This window comes from Bacillus sp. FJAT-27001 (assembly GCF_019039175.1).
In the GTDB taxonomy this organism is placed as follows: domain Bacteria; phylum Bacillota; class Bacilli; order Bacillales; family Bacillaceae; genus Bacillus; species Bacillus velezensis.
Window position 1 is genome coordinate 13686 of record NZ_JAHOAA010000010.1, and the last position, 14753, is coordinate 28438.

The following is a 14753-nucleotide window of genomic DNA, read 5'->3' on the forward strand; positions in this document are numbered from 1 at the left end:
CGGATGCTTCAATTTGAACAAATCAAAGATTCAAAGCAGTTAAACGGTCTTGCGCTTGCTTATATGGGTGATGCCATTTTTGAAATATACGTCCGGCATCACCTGCTTAAGCAGGGCTTTACGAAACCGAATGACCTTCATAAGAAGGCGAGCCGGATTGTATCGGCAAAATCACAGGCAGACATATTGTTCCGCCTTCAGGACGAATCCTTTTTCACGGAGGAAGAGGAAGCCGTGCTGAGAAGAGGCAGAAACGCGAAATCAGGGACGACGCCTAAAAACACAGATGTACAGACGTACCGCCATAGTACAGCTTTTGAGGCTTTACTCGGATACCTTTTTCTTGAGAAAAGAGAAGAAAGACTGAATCAGCTGATTGCTGAGGCTATACAAGTCGGGACGTCAGGGAGGAAAACAAATGAGTCAGCAACATGATTACGTCATAGGAAAAAACGCGGTGATTGAGACGTTGAAGTCAGATCGCAAGCTGTATAAGTTATGGATGGCGGAAAACACAGTAAAAGGACAGGCCCAGCAAGTTATGGAGCTTGCTAAAAAGCGCGGCGTCACCATTCAATTTGTACCGAGGAAAAAACTCGATCAGATGGTGGAGGGGCAGCATCAGGGTGTTGTCGCCCAGGTGGCGGCATATGAATATGCACAATTAGACGAATTATATAAAAGAGCGGAAGAGAGAAACGAACAGCCTTTCTTTCTCATACTGGACGAGCTGGAAGACCCTCATAATCTCGGTTCCATCATGAGAACGGCTGACGCTGTCGGTGCACACGGCATCGTGATTCCGAAACGCAGAGCGGTCGGACTGACTTCGACGGTCGCAAAAGCTTCGACCGGTGCGATTGAACACATTCCCGTCGTGAAGGTGACCAACATTGCCCGGACACTTGATGAAATGAAGGAGCGGGGGATTTGGGTCGTCGGAACGGATGCATCCGCCCGGGAAGACTACCGCTCTATGGACGGCAAGATGCCTTTGGCGCTCGTTATCGGAAGCGAAGGCAGAGGAATGGGCCGGCTTGTGAAAGAGAAATGTGATTTTCTCATTAAGCTTCCGATGGCCGGAAAAGTCACTTCTCTGAATGCGTCGGTAGCGGCCGGCCTTCTCATGTATGAAGTCTACCGGAAGCGCAATCCTTTAGGGGAATGAAGACAGATGGACATCCTGTTAGTAGACGGATACAACATGATTGGAGCTTGGCCGCAGCTAAAGGATTTAAAAGCGAACAGTTTTGAAGAAGCGAGAGATGTACTGATCCAGAAGATGGCGGAATATCAGTCCTACACGGGAATCAGAGTCATTGTGGTGTTTGACGCACACCTGGTAAAAGGCATAGAGAAAAAACAAACGAATCACAGAGTCGAAGTGATTTTCACACGGGAGAATGAAACGGCGGATGAGCGGATCGAGAAGCTTGCCCAGGCGCTGAATAATATTGCGACACAGATTCATGTCGCAACCTCCGATTATACGGAGCAGTGGGCGATTTTCGGACAAGGGGCTCTCCGTAAATCCGCCCGGGAGCTCCTGAGGGAAGTGGATACGATAGAACGCCGGATTCAAAGGCGGGTTTCAAAGATCACTTCTGAAAAACCACCGGGTAAAATCGAGCTGTCCGAAGAGGTTTTGAAAACGTTTGAAAAGTGGCGCCGAGGCGGTCTGGATTAGGTTGACGCTTTTTCGCCCATTAATGTATAATATTTCTATCTACGTGCGCCGGGGGGATCGCAGTGAATCTACAGAACAGCAAGGGAAAGTTCAACAAAGTGCAATTTTGCCAGTTGGAGGACGAGCAGGTCATTGAAAAGGTTCATGTTGGGGATAGTGATGCGTTAGATTACTTGATTACGAAGTACCGTAATTTTGTACGGGCGAAAGCAAGGTCTTATTTTTTAATAGGGGCCGACAGAGAAGATATTGTACAGGAAGGGATGATAGGCTTATATAAGTCTATCCGAGACTTTAGAGAGGACAAGCTTACTTCATTTAAAGCTTTTGCAGAATTATGCATTACCCGCCAGATTATTACCGCAATAAAGACAGCTACCCGTCAGAAACACATTCCTTTAAATTCCTATGTTTCTTTAGACAAACCTATTTTTGATGAAGAATCTGACAGAACACTGCTTGATGTCATTTCAGGCGCTAAAACGTTAAATCCTGAAGAGATGATTATTAATCAGGAAGAATTTGATGATATCGAAATGAAAATGGGAGAACTGCTGAGCGATCTGGAGAGAAAGGTGCTTGTTTTGTACTTGGACGGAAGAAGTTACCAAGAGATTTCAGATGACTTAAACCGACACGTAAAATCAATCGATAATGCCCTGCAGCGCGTGAAGCGCAAGCTTGAAAAGTATTTAGAAATAAGAGAGATCAGCCTGTAGCAGGTTTCTGTGTCATATTGACAGAATTTTTCTGACTGTGCTATTTTATTAAGATAAATGAATGTTTAGGAAAAGGTGTAACGACATGAGAAAAAAGATTACGCTGGCATGCAAAACATGCGGAAATCGTAATTATACGACAATGAAAAGCTCTGCATCAGCGGCTGAGCGGTTAGAAGTTAAGAAGTACTGCAGCACTTGCAATTCACATACAGCTCATTTAGAAACAAAATAGTGTTCGCTTTTTAAATTGTGGAGGTCTTTTACATGCGCATGATGAGTTTCTTTAAAGATGTTGGGAAAGAAATGAAAAAGGTTAGCTGGCCTAAAGGCAAAGAGTTAACGCGCTATACGATCACGGTGATTTCAACGGTTATCTTTTTTGTTATCTTTTTTGCCCTCCTTGATACAGGAATTTCTCAATTAATTCGTTTAATAGTTGAATAATGATCAGCAATACGTGCTATAATAGATCATAATATCGTTTGCCAAAACCCGTTCAGCGGGTTTTTTATTGTGTTGTTGAAAAAAGGATTCATAGGCCCTGAGCCTATTTTTTGTTTTACACTTCATTTTTAAATGCGGGGAGGGAAGGACTGCAGAGTCCTGATAGAATGGAAAAGAATTGGTATGTTGTTCATACGTATTCCGGTTATGAAAACAAAGTAAAAGCGAACCTTGAAAAACGTGTGGAATCAATGGGAATGCAGGATAAAATTTTCCGCGTTGTCGTCCCTGAAGAAGAAGAGACTGATATTAAGAACGGCAAGAAAAAAGTAGTCAAAAAGAAAGTGTTCCCGGGTTATGTGCTTGTTGAAATCGTCATGACTGATGATTCCTGGTATGTGGTCCGCAACACGCCGGGCGTTACCGGATTCGTCGGATCAGCCGGTTCAGGCTCAAAGCCGACTCCGCTTCTTCCTGGCGAAGCGGAAACCATCTTAAAACGCATGGGCATGGATGAGCGGAAAACCGACATTGATTTTGAATTGAATGAGACAGTCAAAGTCATAGACGGACCTTTCGCCAACTTTACAGGATCAATTGAAGAGATTGATTATGATAAGAGCAAAGTGAAAGTATTCGTTAACATGTTCGGCCGTGAAACGCCGGTTGAACTGGAATTTACCCAGATCGACAAATTGTAATGTGAAAAAACTTGAAATTGCTATATATTAATGATAATATAGCAAAGGTACGTCTTGGACTAATCCAAGGCAGCTAGCTTGATATTTCGTCATTCATATAAAGAATGAAACCTTGAGTGGGAGGGTTTACCCTATTACCACATCACGGACTTAAGGAGGTGTGTCTCGTGGCTAAAAAAGTAGTAAAAGTTGTAAAATTGCAAATTCCTGCTGGAAAAGCTAACCCAGCGCCGCCAGTTGGACCTGCACTAGGTCAAGCCGGTGTAAATATCATGGGATTCTGTAAGGAGTTTAACGCTCGTACAGCTGACCAAGCTGGTTTAATCATTCCTGTTGAAATTTCGGTTTACGAAGACCGTTCATTTACATTTATTACAAAAACTCCGCCTGCTGCAGTATTGCTTAAAAAAGCAGCTGGAATTGAGTCTGGTTCTGGTGAACCAAACCGTAATAAAGTGGCAACCGTTAAGCGCGATAAGGTTCGCGAAATCGCTGAAACGAAAATGCCTGACTTAAACGCAGCAGACGTTGAAGCGGCAATGCGCATGGTTGAAGGTACTGCCCGCAGTATGGGTATCGTTATCGAGGATTAATTTGTTTCTTGTCGGGTTGCGAGTTTTCACAAGTTCGCAACCCTTATTCGTGGGAGGTTATTCCGCTATAACCACATAAGGAGGAAATTTTAAAATGGCTAAAAAAGGTAAAAAGTACGTTGAAGCTGCGAAGCTTGTAGACCGTGCGAAAGCTTATGATGTCGCTGAAGCAGTGGCGCTTACTAAAAAAACAAACACAGCTAAATTCGACGCTACAGTTGAAGTTGCTTTTCGTTTAGGGGTTGACCCTCGTAAAAACGATCAGCAAATCCGCGGTGCAGTTGTACTTCCTAACGGAACTGGTAAAACTCAGCGCGTGCTTGTATTCGCTAAAGGCGAAAAAGCAAAAGAAGCTGAAGCTGCCGGTGCAGACTACGTTGGCGATTCTGATTACATCGCGAAAATCCAGCAAGGCTGGTTCGAATTCGATGTAATCGTTGCGACTCCTGACATGATGGGTGAAGTCGGTAAAATCGGTCGTGTGCTTGGACCGAAAGGTCTTATGCCAAACCCTAAAACAGGAACTGTTACATTCGAAGTGGAAAAAGCAATCGGCGAAATCAAAGCTGGTAAAGTAGAATACCGCGTTGACAAAGCTGGTAACATCCATGTTCCGATCGGAAAAGTTTCTTTCGAGGATGAAAAACTTGTTGAGAACTTCACAACAATGTATGATACAATCCTGAAAGCAAAACCGGCTGCGGCTAAAGGTGTTTACGTGAAAAACGTTGCCGTTACTTCTACTATGGGCCCTGGTGTCAAAGTAGACGCTTCTACTTTCAACGTAAAATAATATTTGACTTTAGATCAGCATTCTGATATGATTCAAAATGTTGTAAAATATAATATGTCATTTATACCGTAGACAGCAGGGGCCGTTGAGGCTTAATATCCTGCCGAGGTGTATATATATCACAGCTATTACGTTACGTATGCTTGTATATACAGCCTCCATGTCCACATGGAGGCTTTTTATATGAAATCGTCGTCACAGTCGTGATCACCTAGCGGTATAAGTGTTACACAAAATCTACAGGAGGTGTAACCATGAGCAGCGCAATTGATACAAAAAAAGTTGTTGTTGAAGAGATTGCTTCTAAACTGAAAGAAAGCAAATCAACGATCATCGTTGACTACCGCGGACTTAACGTTTCTGAAGTAACTGAACTCCGTAAACAGCTTCGCGAAGCTAACGTAGAGTTCAAAGTGTACAAAAACACAATGACTCGCCGTGCGGTTGAACAAGCTGAACTTGATGGTTTGAATGATGTCTTAACTGGACCGAATGCGATCGCATTCAGTACTGAAGATGTTATCGCTCCGGCAAAAGTTCTTAACGAGTTCGCGAAAAATCACGAAGCTCTGGAAATCAAAGCGGGCGTTATCGAAGGAAAAGTATCTTCTGTTGAAGAAGTGAAAGCTCTTGCTGAACTTCCTTCACGCGATGGCTTACTTTCTATGTTGCTTAGCGTACTTCAAGCTCCAGTTCGCAACCTTGCACTTGCAGCTAAAGCAGTTGCAGACCAAAAGGAAGAACAAGGCGCTTAATCTGATTTTACCCTAAAATAAAACAAATGGAGGAATTTCAAATGGCTTTAAATATCGAAGAAATCATTGCTTCCGTTAAAGAAGCAACTGTACTTGAATTGAACGACCTAGTAAAAGCAATCGAAGAAGAATTTGGCGTAACTGCTGCTGCTCCTGTAGCTGTAGCTGGCGGAGCTGCTGCTGGCGGCGCTGCTGAAGAGCAAAGCGAATTCGACCTTATCCTTGCTGGTGCAGGTTCTCAGAAAATCAAAGTTATCAAAGTTGTTCGTGAAATCACTGGTCTTGGCTTGAAAGAAGCTAAAGAACTTGTTGACAACACTCCAAAACCACTTAAAGAAGGTATTGCGAAAGAAGAAGCTGAAGAGCTTAAAGCTAAACTTGAAGAAGTTGGCGCTTCTGTAGAAGTTAAGTAATCTTCACTTGCCTGTAGGGGAAGCTCGCTTTTATGAGGCGGGCTTTTTCTTTGCTTTTCTTTAAGTGCCATTATAAAAGGAGGTTCTAATAATGAGTGATCACTATTATTCAGAAAAACCTTCAGTTAAAAGCGATAAACAGACATGGTCATTTACACTGCGGAACAGATCTTATACATTCACAAGTGACAGCGGCGTTTTCTCGAAAAAGGAAGTTGATTTCGGTTCGCGTGTCTTAATTGAAGCGTTTGAAGAGCCGGAGATCGATGGTGACTTCCTGGATGCAGGCTGCGGTTACGGCCCGATCGGTCTGTCACTCGCCGGTGAATTTACAGACCGGACCGTGCACATGATTGACGTGAATGAAAGAGCCGTAGAGCTGTCAAATGAAAATGCAGAAAAAAACGGAATAAAAAACGTTCGGATTTATCAGAGTGATTTATTTTCAAATATTGATTCTGCTCAAACATTTGCTTCTATTATTACAAACCCCCCAATCCGCGCCGGAAAAAAAGTTGTCCATGCCATTTTTGAAAAAAGCGCTGAGCATTTAAGGGCTTCAGGTGAATTGTGGATCGTTATACAGAAAAAACAGGGCGGGCCTTCTGCCATTGAAAAACTGAAGGAGCTTTTTGACGAAGTTTCTGTGGTTCAAAAAAAGAAAGGCTATTATATCATAAAAGCAAAAAAAGTTTGACTTGAATTTTCAGCTATGTTAATATTGTAAAATGCCAATGTATATATTTTGCATGATATGCTGAAATAATCATAGTGCATGTATAAATTATACAAACATGGAAATGCTAATAAAATCGGTATTTGTTTTTGGATGTGGTTTTCTTAATTAGAAACCCTTTTTTCTTTTGTCTTGTAAAAGTATTTCTTTATCGTAAGAGATGCTTATTACACATATAATACGCATGATTTGAGGGGTGAATCAGTTGACAGGTCAACTAGTTCAGTATGGACGACACCGCCAGCGCAGAAGCTATGCTCGCATTAGCGAAGTGTTAGAATTACCAAATCTCATTGAAATTCAAACCTCTTCTTATCAGTGGTTTCTTGATGAGGGTCTTAGAGAGATGTTTCAAGACATATCACCAATTGAGGATTTCACTGGTAACCTCTCTCTAGAGTTCATTGACTACAGTTTAGGAGATCCTAAGTATCCCGTTGAAGAGTCAAAAGAACGTGATGTGACTTACTCAGCTCCGCTGAGAGTGAAGGTTCGTTTAATTAACAAAGAAACTGGAGAGGTAAAAGACCAGGATGTCTTCATGGGTGATTTCCCTATTATGACAGATACCGGTACTTTTATCATCAACGGTGCAGAACGTGTTATCGTATCTCAGCTTGTTCGGTCTCCAAGTGTATATTTCAGTGGTAAAGTAGACAAGAACGGTAAAAAAGGTTTTACCGCGACTGTCATTCCAAACCGTGGCGCATGGTTAGAATACGAAACTGATGCGAAAGATGTTGTGTATGTCCGCATTGATCGCACACGTAAGTTGCCGGTTACGGTTCTTTTGCGTGCTCTCGGCTTCGGTTCCGACCAAGAGATTCTCGATCTCATTGGTGAGAATGAATATCTCCGCAATACACTGGATAAGGACAACACTGAAAACAGTGACAAAGCGCTTCTTGAAATCTATGAGCGCCTTCGTCCCGGAGAGCCGCCTACAGTAGAAAACGCAAAAAGCTTGCTGGATTCCCGTTTCTTCGATCCGAAGCGATACGACCTTGCGAATGTAGGACGCTATAAAATTAATAAAAAGCTTCATATCAAGAACCGCCTGTTTAACCAGCGCCTTGCAGAAACACTGGTGGATCCGGAAACCGGTGAAATTCTCGCTGAAAAAGGGCAGATTCTTGACAGAAGAACACTTGATAAAGTACTGCCATACTTAGAAAATGGAATCGGCTTCAGAAAACTTTATCCTAACGGCGGCGTTGTCGAGGATGAAGTGATGCTTCAATCCATTAAAATCTATGCTCCTACCGATGCAGAAGGAGAGCAGACGATCAATGTGATCGGCAATGCTTACATCGAAGAGGCGATTAAAAACATTACGCCTGCTGATATTATTTCTTCTATCAGCTACTTCTTCAACCTCCTGCACGGAGTGGGCGACACTGATGATATCGACCATCTCGGAAACCGCCGTCTGCGTTCTGTAGGTGAGCTCCTGCAAAACCAATTCCGTATCGGTTTAAGCCGGATGGAACGTGTCGTACGTGAAAGAATGTCTATTCAAGACACGAATACAATTACGCCGCAGCAGCTGATTAACATCAGACCTGTTATTGCGTCTATTAAAGAGTTCTTCGGAAGCTCACAGCTTTCTCAATTCATGGATCAGACGAACCCGCTTGCTGAATTGACACACAAACGCCGTCTGTCAGCTCTCGGACCGGGCGGTTTGACACGTGAGCGCGCAGGTATGGAAGTACGTGACGTTCACTACTCTCACTATGGCCGTATGTGTCCGATTGAAACGCCTGAGGGCCCGAACATCGGTTTGATCAACTCATTGTCATCATTTGCGAAAGTAAACCGCTTTGGTTTCATTGAGACGCCATACCGCCGCGTTGATCCTGAAACAGGAAAAGTAACGCCTAGAATCGACTACCTGACTGCTGATGAAGAGGATAACTATGTCGTAGCCCAAGCGAATGCTAAGCTGAGCGATGACGGTTCTTTCTTGGATGACAGCATCGTAGCGCGTTTCAGAGGGGAAAACACCGTTGTAGCCCGCAACCGCGTGGATTACATGGACGTATCTCCTAAACAGGTTGTATCTGCTGCGACAGCATGTATTCCGTTCTTGGAAAACGATGACTCGAACCGTGCCCTCATGGGAGCGAACATGCAGCGTCAGGCTGTGCCTTTGATGCAGCCGGAAGCTCCGATCGTCGGAACGGGTATGGAATACGTATCCGGTAAAGACTCCGGTGCAGCCGTTATTTGTAAACACCCTGGTATCGTTGAACGGGTGGAAGCGAAAAACGTATGGGTGCGCCGTTATGAAGAAATTGACGGCCAAAAAGTAAAAGGCAACCTGGATAAGTACAGCTTGCTGAAATTTGTCCGCTCCAACCAAGGTACGTGCTACAACCAGCGTCCGATCGTCAGTGTCGGCGATGAAGTAGTCAAAGGAGAAATCCTTGCTGACGGACCTTCAATGGAGCTTGGTGAACTTGCTCTCGGCCGCAACGTAATGGTCGGCTTCATGACATGGGATGGTTACAACTATGAGGATGCCATCATCATGAGTGAACGCCTTGTGAAAGATGATGTATACACATCTATTCACATTGAAGAATATGAATCAGAAGCACGTGATACAAAGCTTGGGCCGGAAGAGATCACCCGCGATATTCCAAACGTAGGGGAAGATGCGCTTCGCAATCTTGATGACCGCGGAATTATCCGTATCGGTGCGGAAGTCAACGACGGAGACCTTCTCGTAGGTAAAGTAACGCCTAAAGGTGTAACTGAGCTTACGGCTGAAGAACGCCTTCTGCATGCGATCTTTGGAGAAAAAGCGCGTGAAGTCCGTGATACTTCTCTCCGTGTGCCTCACGGCGGCGGCGGAATTATCCACGACGTAAAAGTCTTCAACCGTGAAGACGGCGACGAACTTCCTCCGGGAGTGAACCAGCTTGTACGCGTATATATCGTTCAGAAACGTAAGATTTCTGAAGGTGATAAAATGGCCGGACGTCACGGAAACAAAGGGGTTATCTCGAAGATTCTTCCTGAAGAAGATATGCCTTACCTTCCTGACGGCACGCCGATCGATATCATGCTTAACCCGCTGGGTGTACCATCACGTATGAATATCGGTCAGGTATTAGAACTTCACATGGGTATGGCTGCCCGCTACCTCGGCATTCACATCGCGTCACCTGTATTTGACGGCGCGCGTGAAGAAGATGTGTGGGAAACACTTGAAGAAGCAGGCATGTCAAGAGACGCTAAAACAGTTCTTTATGACGGCCGTACGGGAGAACCGTTTGACAACCGTGTATCTGTCGGAATCATGTACATGATCAAACTGGCACACATGGTTGATGATAAACTTCATGCCCGTTCTACAGGTCCTTACTCACTTGTTACGCAGCAGCCTCTCGGCGGTAAAGCCCAATTCGGCGGACAGCGTTTCGGTGAGATGGAGGTTTGGGCGCTTGAAGCTTACGGCGCAGCTTACACGCTTCAAGAAATCCTGACTGTGAAGTCCGATGACGTGGTCGGACGTGTGAAAACATATGAAGCCATCGTCAAAGGCGACAATGTTCCAGAGCCTGGTGTTCCGGAATCATTCAAAGTATTGATCAAAGAGCTTCAAAGCTTAGGTATGGACGTAAAAATCCTTTCAGGCGATGAAGAAGAAATAGAAATGAGAGATCTAGAAGACGAGGAAGATGCGAAACAAGCTGACGGCCTTGCATTATCAGGTGATGAAGCGCCGGAAGAAACAGCATCTCCAGACGTTGAACGTGACGCAGTAACGAAAGAATAGTCTCTGATTGATAAAGGCAAGTGACATCGGTTAATCCGAAGATAAAAAGGGAGGTAGGCCCCTTGCTAGATGTGAACAATTTTGAGTATATGAACATCGGTCTTGCTTCACCGGATAAAATCCGTTCATGGTCTTTTGGTGAAGTGAAAAAGCCTGAAACGATAAACTATCGTACGTTGAAACCTGAAAAGGACGGCCTGTTCTGCGAACGCATTTTCGGACCGACTAAGGACTGGGAATGTCATTGCGGCAAGTACAAGCGGGTTCGTTATAAAGGCGTAGTTTGTGACCGTTGCGGAGTTGAAGTAACGCGGGCTAAAGTCCGTCGTGAGAGAATGGGGCATATTGAACTGGCTGCCCCGGTTTCTCACATTTGGTATTTCAAAGGTATTCCGAGCCGTATGGGTCTTGTATTGGATATGTCACCGCGTGCGCTGGAAGAAGTTATTTACTTTGCTTCTTACGTCGTAACTGACCCGGCCAATACACCGCTCGAAAAGAAACAGCTTTTATCTGAAAAGGAATACCGTGCGTATCTGGATAAGTACGGAAACAAATTCCAAGCCTCTATGGGTGCGGAAGCCATTAATAAACTTCTGCAGGACATCGACCTTGTCAAAGAAGTTGATATGTTAAAAGAAGAGCTGAAGACTTCTCAAGGACAGCGCCGTACACGTGCGATCAAACGCCTTGAAGTGCTTGAAGCCTTCCGTAATTCAGGAAACAAGCCGTCTTGGATGATCCTCGACGTGCTTCCGGTTATTCCGCCTGAATTAAGACCGATGGTTCAGCTTGACGGCGGACGTTTCGCAACGTCTGATCTGAACGACCTTTACCGTCGTGTCATCAACCGTAATAACCGTTTAAAACGTCTGTTAGACCTCGGCGCGCCAAGCATCATCGTTCAGAACGAAAAACGTATGCTTCAGGAAGCAGTCGATGCTCTGATTGACAACGGACGCCGCGGCCGTCCGGTTACCGGACCGGGTAACCGTCCGCTTAAATCTCTTTCTCACATGCTGAAAGGGAAACAAGGGCGTTTCCGTCAGAACCTTCTCGGTAAACGTGTAGACTACTCAGGCCGTTCCGTTATCGTCGTAGGTCCGCATCTGAAAATGTATCAGTGCGGTTTGCCGAAGGAAATGGCGCTTGAGCTCTTCAAGCCTTTCGTCATGAAAGAGCTTGTTGAAAAAGGCCTTGCTCACAATATCAAGAGCGCAAAACGCAAAATCGAACGCGTGCAGCCTGAAGTATGGGATGTACTTGAATCTGTCATTAAGGAGCATCCGGTCTTACTGAACCGTGCCCCTACTCTTCACAGATTAGGTATCCAGGCTTTCGAACCGACGCTTGTTGAAGGACGCGCCATCCGTCTTCACCCGTTAGTATGTACAGCTTATAACGCTGACTTTGACGGTGACCAAATGGCGGTTCACGTACCTTTATCAGCTGAGGCTCAAGCTGAGGCGCGCATTCTGATGCTTGCGGCCCAAAACATCTTGAACCCTAAAGATGGTAAACCGGTTGTTACGCCGTCTCAGGATATGGTATTAGGAAACTACTACCTGACGCTTGAGCGCGCTGGAGCAGTCGGCGAGGGTATGGTTTTCAAAAATACGGACGAAGCGCTTCTTGCTTATCAAAACGGTTATGTTCACCTTCATACGAGAGTTGCTGTTGCAGCGAACTCCCTTAAGAATGTGACATTTACTGAAGAACAGCGTTCAAAATTGTTAATTACAACTGTCGGTAAGCTCGTCTTCAATGAAATTCTTCCGGAATCATTCCCTTACATGAATGAACCAACGAAGAGCAACATTGAAGAGAAGACACCTGACCGTTTCTTCTTAGATAAAGGTGCTGACGTAAAAGCTGTGATTGCTGAGCAGCCGATCAACGCACCGTTTAAAAAAGGCATTCTCGGTAAAATCATCGCGGAAATCTTTAAACGATTCCATATCACGGAAACGTCTAAAATGCTTGACCGCATGAAAAACCTCGGTTTCAGATATTCAACGAAAGCCGGCATCACAGTAGGGGTTTCTGATATCGTCGTTCTCGATGACAAACAGGAAATCCTTGAAGAAGCACAAAGCAAAGTTGATAATGTCCTGAAACAGTTCAGACGCGGTTTAATCACCGAAGAAGAACGTTATGAAAGAGTCATTTCAATTTGGAGTTCAGCGAAAGATGTTATCCAAGGCAAACTGATGAAATCATTAGACGAAGTCAATCCGATCTACATGATGAGTGACTCAGGAGCCCGTGGTAACGCATCTAACTTTACACAGCTTGCGGGTATGCGCGGTCTGATGGCCAACCCGGCTGGACGAATCATTGAATTGCCGATTAAATCAAGTTTCCGTGAAGGTCTGACAGTATTGGAGTACTTTATCTCCACTCACGGTGCGCGTAAAGGTCTTGCCGATACCGCCCTGAAAACAGCTGACTCAGGTTACCTTACACGCCGTCTTGTTGATGTTGCGCAGGATGTTATCATTCGTGAAACAGATTGCGGAACAGACCGCGGTATTCTTGCAAAACCGCTCAAAGAAGGCACGGAAATCATCGAGCGTCTGGAAGAGCGTCTGATCGGACGTTTCGCCAGAAAACAGATCAAACATCCTGAAACGGGTGCTGTGCTCATTAACGAAAATGAATTGATCGATGAAGATAAAGCGCTGGAAATCGTTGAAGCCGGAATCGAAGAAGTGTGGATCCGTTCTGCGTTCACATGTAACACTCCTCATGGTGTGTGTAAACGATGCTACGGACGTAACCTTGCAACCGGAACTGATGTTGAAGTCGGCGAAGCAGTAGGTATTATCGCCGCTCAATCTATCGGTGAGCCTGGAACACAGTTAACGATGCGTACGTTCCACACAGGCGGGGTTGCCGGAGACGATATCACACAAGGTCTTCCGCGTATCCAAGAGCTTTTCGAAGCGCGTAATCCGAAAGGTCAAGCGACGATTTCTGAGATTGACGGTACAATTGCCGAAATCAATGAAGTCCGCGACAAACAGCAGGAGATTGTTGTTCAGGGCGCTGTTGAGACACGTTCATACACGGCACCTTACAACTCACGCCTGAAAGTGGCTGAGGGTGATCAGATTACCCGCGGTCAAGTGCTGACAGAAGGTTCTATCGATCCGAAAGAACTTCTTAAAGTCACTGACCTGACAACGGTTCAGGAATATCTTCTGCATGAGGTTCAGAAGGTTTACCGTATGCAGGGGGTTGAAATCGGCGATAAACACGTAGAAGTAATGGTTCGCCAGATGCTTCGCAAAGTCCGTGTGATCGATGCCGGAGATACTGATGTTCTCCCTGGCACATTGCTAGATATTCACCAATTCACAGAAGCGAACAAAAAAGTGCTGCTTGAAGGCAATCGACCTGCTACAGGCCGTCCTGTCCTTCTCGGTATCACAAAAGCTTCACTCGAGACGGATTCATTCTTGTCTGCCGCATCATTCCAAGAAACAACACGCGTTCTTACAGATGCTGCGATTAAAGGCAAGCGCGATGAACTTCTCGGCCTGAAAGAGAATGTTATCATCGGTAAGCTGGTTCCGGCCGGTACCGGTATGATGAATTACAGAAAAGTAAAACCTGTTTCAAACGTTCAGCCTTCGGAAGATATGGTTCCGGCTGAATAATAGAAACTGCTGCAGGAAAGGCTGTTTCGACAGCTTTTCCTCAGTATTACAATTATTCTGGCGGTGGACTGCACTAAAAAATGTCATACGTTGTTGACATCCGTCCCGCAGAGTGATAATATAACCAAGGTGCTCGAAATAAAACCTGTTACTTTGGAGGATATGTTTATGTCTTATGATAAAGTATCACAGGCCAAATCAATTATTATTGGTACGAAGCAAACAGTGAAAGCTCTAAAACGAGGTTCAGTGAAGGAAGTCGTCGTGGCAAAAGACGCGGATTCAGTTCTTACAGCTGGCGTTATCCAGCTTGCAAAGAACCAAAATACCGCTGTCTGTATGGTGGATTCCATGAAAAAGCTCGGCAAAGCCTGCGGAATTGAAGTGGGAGCAGCAGCTGTTGCCATTATGTTATAGCGTACTTTTTGTTTTTATATAAGATATCAATCTTGTGTAAAGA

General features: G+C 44.8%; 15 protein-coding genes and 1 other annotated feature. All 15 genes read left to right on the forward strand.

What is annotated here, in order from left to right; genetic code table 11:
* The first annotated feature begins 3 nt into the window (after positions 1 to 3).
* The 15 genes from BGM27_RS18820 to BGM27_RS18890 all read left to right on the forward strand — a co-directional run bounded on the left by BGM27_RS18820 (position 4) and on the right by BGM27_RS18890 (position 14710).
* Complete coding sequence (locus BGM27_RS18820; protein WP_003156412.1) at positions 4 to 435, forward strand: Mini-ribonuclease 3; 432 nt, start codon at positions 4 to 6, stop codon at positions 433 to 435.
* On the forward strand, positions 419 to 1168 hold the full coding sequence (gene rlmB / locus BGM27_RS18825; protein ID WP_007410395.1) for a 23S rRNA (guanosine(2251)-2'-O)-methyltransferase RlmB: 750 nt from the start codon (positions 419 to 421) through the stop codon (positions 1166 to 1168). Before BGM27_RS18820 ends, rlmB begins: the two co-directional genes overlap by 17 nt.
* A gap of 6 nt (positions 1169 to 1174) precedes the next feature.
* A complete protein-coding gene (rae1, locus tag BGM27_RS18830; RefSeq protein ID WP_003156414.1) occupies positions 1175 to 1687 on the forward strand; it encodes a ribosome-dependent mRNA decay endonuclease Rae1/YacP in 513 nt (170 codons plus the stop codon).
* A gap of 62 nt (positions 1688 to 1749) precedes the next feature.
* On the forward strand, positions 1750 to 2406 hold the full coding sequence (gene sigH, locus BGM27_RS18835; RefSeq protein ID WP_003156415.1) for an RNA polymerase sporulation sigma factor SigH: 657 nt from the start codon (positions 1750 to 1752) through the stop codon (positions 2404 to 2406).
* A gap of 85 nt (positions 2407 to 2491) precedes the next feature.
* Positions 2492 to 2641, forward strand: coding sequence for a 50S ribosomal protein L33 (gene rpmG, locus BGM27_RS18840; protein WP_003156421.1), 150 nt, complete (start codon positions 2492 to 2494; stop codon positions 2639 to 2641).
* A gap of 32 nt (positions 2642 to 2673) precedes the next feature.
* Positions 2674 to 2853 (forward strand): preprotein translocase subunit SecE, encoded by a 180-nt coding sequence (gene secE / locus BGM27_RS18845; protein ID WP_003156422.1) that lies wholly within the window; start codon positions 2674 to 2676, stop codon positions 2851 to 2853.
* Between the two features lie 167 nt (positions 2854 to 3020).
* On the forward strand, positions 3021 to 3554 hold the full coding sequence (gene nusG / locus BGM27_RS18850; RefSeq protein WP_003156423.1) for a transcription termination/antitermination protein NusG: 534 nt from the start codon (positions 3021 to 3023) through the stop codon (positions 3552 to 3554).
* Positions 3555 to 3721: 167 nt separating this feature from the next.
* Positions 3722 to 4147: a 50S ribosomal protein L11 gene (gene rplK, locus BGM27_RS18855; RefSeq protein WP_003156430.1), complete on the forward strand. Its 426-nt coding sequence runs from the start codon at positions 3722 to 3724 to the stop codon at positions 4145 to 4147.
* Between the two features lie 94 nt (positions 4148 to 4241).
* Positions 4242 to 4940 carry a 50S ribosomal protein L1 gene (gene rplA, locus BGM27_RS18860; RefSeq protein ID WP_003156431.1) on the forward strand — a complete coding sequence of 233 codons (699 nt, stop codon included), beginning with the start codon at positions 4242 to 4244 and terminating at the stop codon, positions 4938 to 4940.
* 48 nt (positions 4941 to 4988) lie between these two features.
* Positions 4989 to 5131 (forward strand) — a sequence feature (ribosomal protein L10 leader region).
* Positions 5132 to 5194: 63 nt separating this feature from the next.
* Complete coding sequence (gene rplJ, locus BGM27_RS18865) at positions 5195 to 5695, forward strand: 50S ribosomal protein L10 (RefSeq protein WP_007410396.1); 501 nt, start codon at positions 5195 to 5197, stop codon at positions 5693 to 5695.
* Between the two features lie 41 nt (positions 5696 to 5736).
* Positions 5737 to 6108, forward strand: coding sequence for a 50S ribosomal protein L7/L12 (gene rplL / locus BGM27_RS18870; protein WP_003156436.1), 372 nt, complete (start codon positions 5737 to 5739; stop codon positions 6106 to 6108).
* 91 nt (positions 6109 to 6199) lie between these two features.
* Positions 6200 to 6805 (forward strand): class I SAM-dependent methyltransferase, encoded by a 606-nt coding sequence (locus BGM27_RS18875; protein ID WP_007410397.1) that lies wholly within the window; start codon positions 6200 to 6202, stop codon positions 6803 to 6805.
* A 244-nt stretch (positions 6806 to 7049) separates the two neighbouring features.
* A complete protein-coding gene (gene rpoB / locus BGM27_RS18880) occupies positions 7050 to 10631 on the forward strand; it encodes a DNA-directed RNA polymerase subunit beta (protein WP_003156440.1) in 3582 nt (1193 codons plus the stop codon).
* Positions 10632 to 10693: 62 nt separating this feature from the next.
* Positions 10694 to 14293, forward strand: coding sequence for a DNA-directed RNA polymerase subunit beta' (gene rpoC, locus BGM27_RS18885; protein WP_007410398.1), 3600 nt, complete (start codon positions 10694 to 10696; stop codon positions 14291 to 14293).
* 168 nt (positions 14294 to 14461) lie between these two features.
* Positions 14462 to 14710 carry a 50S ribosomal protein L7ae-like protein gene (locus BGM27_RS18890; RefSeq protein WP_003156443.1) on the forward strand — a complete coding sequence of 83 codons (249 nt, stop codon included), beginning with the start codon at positions 14462 to 14464 and terminating at the stop codon, positions 14708 to 14710.
* The last annotated feature ends 43 nt before the right edge of the window (positions 14711 to 14753 follow it).